Genomic DNA, 8444 nt, shown 5'->3' on the forward strand with positions numbered 1-8444 from the left:
CCGTGGCGCGCTGATCAGCCCGGCCCATGCCGGAGAGCACGGCGACCAATGCCGTCAGCTACACCACTCCCTGGGACACGATCGGGAAGGCTTCGTTGATGGTGTCTCGTCCGACGCGGCCTCGACGGTTCCAGTGCGCGAAATTGGGATAAGTGGAGGTGAGACAGTATCATCGTGGGCGCTCCACCGAGGTCACCGTCCGGGTAGAGGCCCGGCCGACACCTTGTTTTGCCCCCACAAAGACTGCTCAGAGCTGCCGCGGCGACAAGGCGGGTGAAGCTCGCTTCAGCGGCGTGCTTCAGGCAGTCGGGAATCGCGCCGTGCTCGAACTCCTGCACCGTCCGAAGCATTGGAAAATCGAGTGCCGCCAGGTCGACCCGGCGGACGACATGCCCCGCCAGTTCCGCACCCTTGGCGTAGGCCCTGGCGAGACTACGGCAGAGCCGGTGCGGCGATGGATCGGGATGCCCGAGAAACAATCAAGATGCGCCGGCGGCATGGGTTACCTCCAAGGCGGCTTGGCAGCAGCCGGACGTGCCGGAATCTCGGGAGACCCTTCAAGCTGATCATGGCGTACTCCTTCTCGGAGTTTCACAAAGCGGCTGTCCGGCTTGACATCGGCGTCAAAAGAGGCCGGTTCTCGGCGCTACCAGAAAGTCGAGGGCAGCAACATCGTGCCGTAGCCGGCTATTGCGGCGACGAGCGTTGCACCTGCGAGCGGCAACCAGAACCTGATCGGGCCGGCAAATGCGGCCAGCGACAGGCGGCAGATCGCGTTTGCTGCCAGCGCCGCGAGCACCGCCTGGCCAACGGTCTCGACAGGGACCGAATGCTTGACCAGGCGCAAGGCACTGAGCACCGACACATCAACATCGAATGTGCCCGCAAGCGCCGAACTCGCCAGCAAGCCGCGTCCGCCGAATTGAGCAGCCAGTGCAGCGCTCGCGGTCGCGACGATCGCAAACAGCAGGGCAAAGAGCAGCAACGGGCCGAGGTCGAAGGGATTGCGCGCGACGGCGGCACCCTTGCGATCCCCGCTATCCCGAGCCAGGAGCAATGCTCCGCAAACAGCGAAGGAGAGCGCCGCGGCAATTGCGGGAATGCCGACCGAAGGGAACACGCTTGGCTCGACGATCAGAACCACGGCGCAGACGCGTAGCAAAGAAACCATTGCGGCCAGCGACGCCGCGCCAGCGAGCGGCAGAGGATTGCTTGCCGACACGGCGTTGCGGGCCAGCGCCACGGTTACGGCGGTGGAAGAGACGATCGCGCCTGCGAGCGAGCTGACGAGCAGCCCGCGTGCGGTTCCAAGGACGCGAACGGCGACATAGCCGGCGAACGATATCGACGCCATCAGCACCGTGAGCAACCAGACTTCCCACGGATTGAAACCGCCCCATGGGTCCAATGTCCGGTTTGGCAGCAAGGGCAGGACGATCGCGCTCATCACAGCCAGGATCAGCGCGGAACGAAGCTCGATCCAGGACAGTCGCTTCAGGAGGCCGTGTAGGACTTCGCGACTGGCAAGGATGGCGGCGAGTGCCGCTCCTCCTGCAGAAGCGGCGCGGTAATCGCCAGCGACGGACAACGCACCGAGCGTGAATACGCAAAGGGCTGCTATTACCGCCGTGACACTGAAATCCTCATCATGGGCTGCCTCACGCGCCTTGTACCAGGCGAAGATTGCCGCAAAGGCGATGAAACCACCGACCAGCACGGACACTGCGTCGAGAGCATCGGCCAGCGCTGCGAGAAGGCCGCCGAGCAGACCGGATATGCCGTAGGTTCGAATTCCGGCCGTCCGGCTACGATCGGGCGCATCCCGCTCTCGCCAGCCGCGCTCCAGTCCGACGAGCAGGCCTATGGTCAGTGCAAGTCCGAGCCGGGCGATGAGCGGATCCACGATTTGTGGGCTTCAGGCGCCGGCCATCGGCAGGTGGTCGCGGATCCACCTGACGATTTGCCCCGCATTCATTGCGCCGGATGTGCGCGCAACCTCATGTCCGCCATGGAACAGGATCATGGTCGGGATGCCGCGAATGCCGAGCCTGGCTGAAACGGCCTGCTCATTATCGGAGTTGAGCTTGATCAGCCGAATATGCGGTTCCAGTTCGTTTGCTGCGGCTTCATATGCGGGCGCCATCATCTTGCAGGGCCCGCACCATGCCGCCCAGACATCCACGACAACGGGAAGGCTGCCTCGCTTGACCTGGCGATCGAAGATTCGTTCATCAACGTCGTCGGGGTGACCTGAGAACAGCTTTTTCCCGCACTTTCCGCATTTTGCGTTTTTGGCATTGCGCGCCGGCGGCAGTCGATTGATCCCGCCGCATTTGCTGCAAACCACCAGATTTTCTTGCGCCATCGCCCTTCACCACTGGTATACATGCGCCAGAGAATGCCTATCCCCAAGCTGGCTCGCACTTCCAATCTTTTTTTGCGCGATGGACGATTTGGCGTGAAAACGGATTGCCCCGCACAATCCACGCCGGCTGTGCGCCCGCGGTGTTCGGACGGGAAAGCACGCTATTCCTTTGCTTCCCGACCCGACGCCTGCTTGATAATGATCCTGAAGAAAACATGCGGAGTGCTGTCCGAAACAGGAGGCGTAACCGGTTTCAGAGCGCCAGGCTCCCACCAGTCGACGTGCTTGCTCAACAACGACCATGCATGGTCGCGCTGGACCTTGTAGCCGATCCGGTCAGGCAGTTCTTCATAGACACCGTCGACAACCACGCTTCTCCATGCCCGTCCTTGGCCGCGTTCGTCGACCTGGACGCACACCGGCGGATTGGCACGCATCCAGTCGACCTTTTTGCCCGGCATGGAAAATGCATAAAGGTGATTGTCGGCGTGGGCATAGTAGAATGGTACGACGTAGGGCTGTCCATCCTTGGCGCATGCCAAGTGGCCGACACGGTTGGCCGTCAGCAATTTTGTACATTCCAAATCAGAAAGCGTGCGGATCAGCATTGGCACAATCTCCTGTTTTGTGACTGCACGGTATCGCCGGTGCTCCATCGACTCTGATATCCGGCATCGCGGATCGTAGCCCTGCCACAGGGGAGGTCATTGATCACGATCAAGGGTCGGTCGCCCGACAGACGAATCGAAACCCGTGGCTGGGCCCTCCGGTGACTGACCTGGCGGCCGTGTCAGTTGTCAGTGTCCATGCCGGAGGGGATTTGGAAAATGATCCAGATCAAGGCGGGGCCTGCTGCTCCCACCCATCATAGGGGATGATGTGGCAGCCGATCTCAAGCGCTCCGTTCGACCGTGAGCTGGAACTCGCCGTCCTGGACGAGGACGGCGAACATGCGCTTGTCTTTCCTTGCATCAAGGAGCGGGAAGGCTGGAAGAACGCCGCCACCCGCGCACGCATCGACGTTCACCCGACCCACTGGCGAGACTGGGTGCCGGATACGATCCCGGCAAACAACCACAGGTGTCTTACTGACTCGCTTTAACGTTTGGACTCCACAACCAACGCCATACGCACGAGATGCGACAGACTGCTCGCGGCCATCTTGCTCATGACATTGGCACGATGGATTTCGACCGTGCGCGGGCTGATGCCGAGGTCATAGGCAATCGTTTTGTTCGGCAGGCCGGACACAAGGCCGTCCAGCACTTGTCGCTCCCGCTCCGACAGGGCCGCCAGACGACCACGGATCTCCACGCCTTGTGGGTGTATTGCTTCCGTCCGATTGCGACTGTCCAATGCGGAGCGGATCGCTTCGATCAGCACCTCGTCGTCAAACGGCTTTTCGATGAAGTCGGCGGCACCTTCCTTCATCGCCTGAACAGCGAGGGCCACATCGGCATGACCCGTCATGACGATGACCGGAAGCGTATGCCCGCGGGTCCGGAGCTGTCGCAGGAACTCGATGCCGTCAATGCCCGGCATGCGCACATCGGTCACAATGCAGCCGTCGAGATTGCCCGTGGCCGTAGCCAGAAAAGCTGTCGCCGATTCGTACAGGCGCACGGCGAAATCAGCCGTCGCCAGGAGAAAACCAAGCGATTTGCGAACGTCGACGTCGTCGTCGACGACGTGCACCAGATGGTTACCGGTCATTGGCGACCTCTTCCTTCTCCACCATGCGCAAGGTGAACCGGAACGCGGTTCCTCCAGTCGGCATTACCTCGGCCCAGATGTGGCCGCCATGCGACTCAACAATGGTACGGCAAATAGAGAGGCCGACGCCCATGCCCTGTTTCTTGGTGGTGACAAATGGCTGGAAAAGTTGAGCGGAGATCTCAGGCGCGAGACCGGTGCCTGTATCGACCACGCTTACCTCTGCCATCCCGTCGTCACGGGCCACGGTCATGACTTGCAACTCACGGCGTGGCACACCTTGCATGGCTTCTATCGCGTTGCGCATCAGATTGAGCAGGACCTGCTGAATCTGGATGCGGTCCGTCAAGACCAGTTCGGCGACGGGATCAAGCTTGTAGGTGACGCGGACATCAATTTCTCTTGCACCGACCAGGGCGAGCGACGAGGCTTCCTCGATTAACGCGGGCAGGCGTTCGACCTGGCGCTCGCTCTCGCCTCTTGCGACGAAGTCCCGAAGGTGGCGAATGACGTCTCCGGCCCTCAAGGCCTGTTCCGCTGCCTTTTCCACGGCCTCCCTCAACATCGGCGCGTTCTCTTCCGTGCTTTTTTCGAGAAGCCGCCGGCTGCCTTTAAGGTAGTTCGTGATTGCCGTGAGAGGCTGGTTGATCTCATGCGCTAATGTCGAAGCCATTTCGCCCAGCGCGGTAAACCGCGCCATGTGCAGGAGCTCCTGCTGCTGCTCCTGTATTCTTGCTTCCGCTCTGTAGCGTTCGGTCAAGTCCCGGCAGAAGCCGGTAAAGAAGCGGCCGGTCCCAGGATGCATTTCACCGACGGCAAGTTCCATCGGAAAGGTTGAGCCATCCTTGCGCATTCCAGTGACGGTGCGGCCGAGCCCGATGATGCGGCGCTCACCGGTCGTCAGATAGCGGTGCAGATAAGCGTCATGCTCTTCGCGATAGGGCGACGGCATCAGCAGACTGACATTTTGTCCGAGCACCTCGCTCGACTGGTAGCCGAACAGCGTTTCGGCAGCCGTGCTGAAGGATTGAATGAGGCCTTGTTCATCGATGACGACCATTGCATCAGGCACCGTGGCCAGGATCGAACGCAAATGATCTTCGCGCAAGCGGAGGGCGGCGTTCGCAAAGGAAAGCTCGCTAACATCGGTGCCTTCGACGAAAATAGCCGTGACGCGACCGTCGTCGGCCTTGATGGGCTGATAGACGAAATCGAGGATGCGCTCTTCGACCGGCTCGTCATGGCTGTTGCGAAGGGCTACCTTCACGCCCTGACCTCTGTAGGGTTCGCCCGTTTCGTACACTTGGTCCAGCAGTTCGTAAAAACCCTGGCCTTCAAGCTCGGGCAGGGCCTCGCGCACCGACTTTCCTACCACTTGCCTTTGGCCGATCAGGCGCTGATAGGCGGCGTTGGTCAACTCATAGATATGACCCGGCTCACGCATCAATGTCATGAAACCGGGGGCTTGCTCGAACATCTGGGCCAGCCGGTCGTGTTCGGCCGTGGTCTGCCCCTGGCCGCGAACGTCGGTCGACAAGTCACGTGTTTGTCCGTCGTCCAAATCAAGTCCTTTGATCAGGGAACCCGCAACGCAGCCTAGTTATCATTCATCGCCGTTTCTGCACACGCAAAACCATGATGCCAAATAGTCGCGATCAAGGCGGTTACTAATGCACTTTGACCCGCATCAAGGCGCCGCAGGCCCATGCATCCTCATGCTGCATTCAACTGCTCCAGCGAAAGGCGGCTCCAGTGTCCTACAAATCAATTATCGTGAACCTCGCCATCGATGCACCTCCTGCGGCCATTGTGAGCCTCGGGGTTGAACTTGCTGAACGCTTCGGCGCTCACCTTATCGGCCTCGCAGCTGCGGATGTCCCGCCTCTGGTCGCGACTGGCGACGGCATGGTCTACGAAGGCGAGATCATGCTGATCCAGCGAACGCAAATCGAAAAACGGCTTGCCGAACTGCGCGCCGACTTCGAGAGGCTCGTTCCTGCCTCGATCTCAAGCGAATGGGGTCAAGCCGTCTGCAGCCCGACGCGCTTCCTCAGCGTTTCGGCCCGTGCGGCCGACCTCATCGTGACCAGCGGCGACAAAGGAGAAAATGTCTATCGCACTGTCGATATCGGTAGCCTTCTACTCGGCACAGGCCGGCCAGTACTCGCCGCTGCAAGCCATATCGAACATGTGGCAAAGACCGTGCTGGTCGCCTGGAAGGACACCAGGGAGGCGCGACGGGCGCTGACCGACGCATTGCCCTTCTTGGCCAAGGCCAACGACGTCGTCATCGCCACAATCGACAGCGAGCGTGACGACGGCATCCGTGACAGCCTCGCCGATGTCGCAGTCTTTCTTGAGCATCACGGCATCATGGCGCGGACCGAGTTCATCCGCGGCGACGCTGACGGTGAGCATCTGTTGGCATTTGCGCGCTCAATCAACGCCGATCTGATCGTTTCCGGCGCATATGGCCACAGCCGCCTGCGCGAATGGGCATTCGGTGGAGTCACGCGCACGCTGATCGAAGAAAGCAGCATCAACCGCCTCATGTCGTATTGACCCCCGGCCCATCGCAAGTCCGCCAGTTGCGGCATTCACGCAAGTATCACGGTCGGCAGATAGCCCGTTGACCGAGATCAATGCAGCGGTCGCCGAGATGACAATGATATGGCGGGAAACGGGAGTGACCGACATGACTTTTCTCGACTACCTGATCTCAGTTGACGCCAGGACAGCCTTGATGGGCCGCATGATGCGGAAGCTCGGCGTCGACAAACAATTGAAGATCGTTCCAGACAATATAGCCGTCACCAATCGGGCGGTGGACCGCTGCCGCGCCTGCGGGCACCAGGATGAATGCTCGACCTGGCTCGACGAGCAGCAGCAAGCCGACGATCCGCCAGACTATTGCCGCAATCGCGACCTGATCGCGCGGCTGCAGCATGCGGCCGGTCAGCGATAGGAGTCCCCGGCCAAATGGCAGTTTGCGTCACTAACGACGCGTTGGCCGCCCCATGGCGGTCAACCAAGAAGAGACCATAAGAGGTTGTCACTCACGGCTCCTCGGCCAGCGATGCGCCCAGGATCACCCCTTCAATCCCTTATCCGCGCCCTGATCTTCATCAGTTTCGACGGGTAGTGCCGGCGCCATCGCCATCACGCCGGCACAGCGGAGCCAGTCAGCTTTCCAGTCTGTCATCTCGGTCGATGAGGATGCGCTCCGCCGCTCCGTCGAGGTCCTCATATTGCCCGCTCCTCAAAGCCCACAGAAACCCAGATAGCCCAAGAGCGCCGAGGAATAGGGCCACAGGTATCAGATAGACGAGCGTCGTCATGATGATCGCGCCAGTGCGCCGGTGGCAGACCGGTTGCCGCGCCTGCCCGCCGTCTCCGGTGCGGTCGCCGCAAAGGACGCCAGGCGTAATGCATTTCCGATGACAAGCAGCGACGAGGCGGACATCGCGATTGCGGCGATCAACGGTGTGACGTGCCCCGAAATGGCGATCGGCACGGCGACGGCATTGTAGATAATCGCGATGGCGATGTTTTGCCGGATCAGTCGTCCGGCCTTGCGCGAGACGTCGAGGGCAAGGGGTACGGCCGAAAGGCTTTCGCGCAGGAACACGAAATCCGCTGCCCTGCGGCCGACATCGGCGGCCGTGGCAGGAGCCATCGAGACGTGTGCCGCGCTCAGTGCAGGGGTGTCGTTGAGACCGTCGCCAACCATCAGCACCTTGTGGCCGTCCTTCGCCAGCGTTTCGATAAACTCAACCTTGCCCGAAGGAAGCAGGGCCGGAACAAAGTCATGGATGCCCAACGTCCCCGCGACCTCGGCGCAGGCAGCCGCGGTGTCGCCCGACAGCATGTGTGCGGAAACACTCGCGTGGTTCAATTGCTCGACGGCCGCTCTGGCGTCTGCACGCAACGCGTCCTCGAAGACAAAGGAAGCCACGATGATCCCATCTTTCGTCAGAACCGTTCCTCCATATCTGCTTTCGCCGCCGGTTCGGGCCTTCCATCCAGCCCATCCGCGCCTACCCAGCCGCCAGGTGCTGCCCGCGGCAGTGGCCTCGATGCCGAATCCGGGGTGCTCGCTGACAGCCTCGAGCTTTGGCTGGCCGGCGAAACCTGCAAAGTTTGCAATGGCCTTTGAAAGCGGGTGACGGGAATGCGCGGCCATATCGGCTGCGATTGCCAGCATGGTCGGGTGGATGGACGGTGCGTTGAGGAGCCGGGGCTGTCCGAGCGTTAGCGTGCCGGTCTTGTCGAACACCGCGAGGTCGATTGCCGCCAAGCGCTCCATGGCGGAACCGTCCTTGACCATGACGCCAGCTTCGAACAGACGCCGCGCGGCGACAACCTG

Annotated in this window: 10 protein-coding genes; 3 read left to right on the forward strand and 7 right to left on the reverse strand. The window is 61.2% G+C overall.

Going from position 1 to position 8444, the window contains the following annotated elements:
- Positions 1-646: 646 nt before the first annotated feature.
- The 3 genes from AC0L2Y_RS34100 to AC0L2Y_RS34110 all read right to left on the reverse strand — a co-directional run bounded on the left by AC0L2Y_RS34100 (position 647) and on the right by AC0L2Y_RS34110 (position 2973).
- Complete coding sequence (locus AC0L2Y_RS34100) at positions 647-1903, reverse strand: MgtC/SapB family protein (protein ID WP_473562269.1); 1257 nt, start codon at positions 1901-1903, stop codon at positions 647-649.
- Positions 1904-1915: 12 nt separating this feature from the next.
- Positions 1916-2365 (reverse strand): thioredoxin TrxC, encoded by a 450-nt coding sequence (gene trxC, locus AC0L2Y_RS34105; RefSeq protein ID WP_473562270.1) that lies wholly within the window; start codon positions 2363-2365, stop codon positions 1916-1918.
- 161 nt (positions 2366-2526) lie between these two features.
- Positions 2527-2973 (reverse strand): pyridoxamine 5'-phosphate oxidase family protein, encoded by a 447-nt coding sequence (locus tag AC0L2Y_RS34110; protein WP_473562271.1) that lies wholly within the window; start codon positions 2971-2973, stop codon positions 2527-2529.
- Positions 2974-3242: 269 nt separating this feature from the next.
- Here AC0L2Y_RS34110 and AC0L2Y_RS34115 point away from each other — a divergent pair, with 269 nt between their 5' ends.
- A complete protein-coding gene (locus tag AC0L2Y_RS34115; protein WP_473562272.1) occupies positions 3243-3467 on the forward strand; it encodes a hypothetical protein in 225 nt (74 codons plus the stop codon).
- Here AC0L2Y_RS34115 and fixJ read toward each other — a convergent pair.
- Both fixJ and AC0L2Y_RS34125 read right to left on the reverse strand, forming a co-directional pair.
- The gene (fixJ, locus tag AC0L2Y_RS34120; protein WP_473562273.1) at positions 3464-4078 is read right to left on the reverse strand and encodes a response regulator FixJ; all 615 of its coding nucleotides are present in this window, start codon (positions 4076-4078) and stop codon (positions 3464-3466) included. The genes AC0L2Y_RS34115 and fixJ overlap by 4 nt on opposite strands.
- Complete coding sequence (locus AC0L2Y_RS34125) at positions 4068-5555, reverse strand: PAS domain S-box protein (RefSeq protein WP_473562276.1); 1488 nt, start codon at positions 5553-5555, stop codon at positions 4068-4070. Before AC0L2Y_RS34125 ends, fixJ begins: the two co-directional genes overlap by 11 nt.
- Before the next feature lie 275 nt (positions 5556-5830).
- Here AC0L2Y_RS34125 and AC0L2Y_RS34130 point away from each other — a divergent pair, with 275 nt between their 5' ends.
- A complete protein-coding gene (locus AC0L2Y_RS34130; protein ID WP_473562274.1) occupies positions 5831-6640 on the forward strand; it encodes a universal stress protein in 810 nt (269 codons plus the stop codon).
- Positions 6641-6773: 133 nt separating this feature from the next.
- Positions 6774-7043: a DUF6455 family protein gene (locus tag AC0L2Y_RS34135; RefSeq protein WP_292656670.1), complete on the forward strand. Its 270-nt coding sequence runs from the start codon at positions 6774-6776 to the stop codon at positions 7041-7043.
- A 217-nt stretch (positions 7044-7260) separates the two neighbouring features.
- Here AC0L2Y_RS34135 and ccoS read toward each other — a convergent pair whose 3' ends face one another.
- The gene (gene ccoS / locus AC0L2Y_RS34140) at positions 7261-7416 is read right to left on the reverse strand and encodes a cbb3-type cytochrome oxidase assembly protein CcoS (protein WP_352779411.1); all 156 of its coding nucleotides are present in this window, start codon (positions 7414-7416) and stop codon (positions 7261-7263) included.
- On the reverse strand, positions 7413-8444 hold a 1032-nt coding region (locus AC0L2Y_RS34145), incomplete at its 5' end, for an HAD-IC family P-type ATPase (protein WP_473562275.1). The genes ccoS and AC0L2Y_RS34145, both read right to left, overlap by 4 nt.

The organism is Mesorhizobium sp. WSM4830, from assembly GCF_055811495.1.

Bases quoted from the DNA above. Each gene is read 5' to 3' on its own strand.
- AC0L2Y_RS34135 (WP_292656670.1), top strand. From the start codon at position 6,774: ATGACTTTTCTCGACTACCTGATCTCAGTTGACGCCAGGACAGCCTTG.
- AC0L2Y_RS34125 (WP_473562276.1), bottom strand. From the start codon at position 5,555: ATGTTCGAGCAAGCCCCCGGTTTCATGACATTGATGCGTGAGCCGGGT.
- fixJ (WP_473562273.1), bottom strand. From the start codon at position 4,078: ATGACCGGTAACCATCTGGTGCACGTCGTCGACGACGACGTCGACGTT.
- AC0L2Y_RS34110 (WP_473562271.1), bottom strand. From the start codon at position 2,973: ATGCTGATCCGCACGCTTTCTGATTTGGAATGTACAAAATTGCTGACG.
- ccoS (WP_352779411.1), bottom strand. From the start codon at position 7,416: ATGACGACGCTCGTCTATCTGATACCTGTGGCCCTATTCCTCGGCGCT.
- trxC (WP_473562270.1), bottom strand. From the start codon at position 2,365: ATGGCGCAAGAAAATCTGGTGGTTTGCAGCAAATGCGGCGGGATCAAT.
- AC0L2Y_RS34115 (WP_473562272.1), top strand. From the start codon at position 3,243: ATGTGGCAGCCGATCTCAAGCGCTCCGTTCGACCGTGAGCTGGAACTC.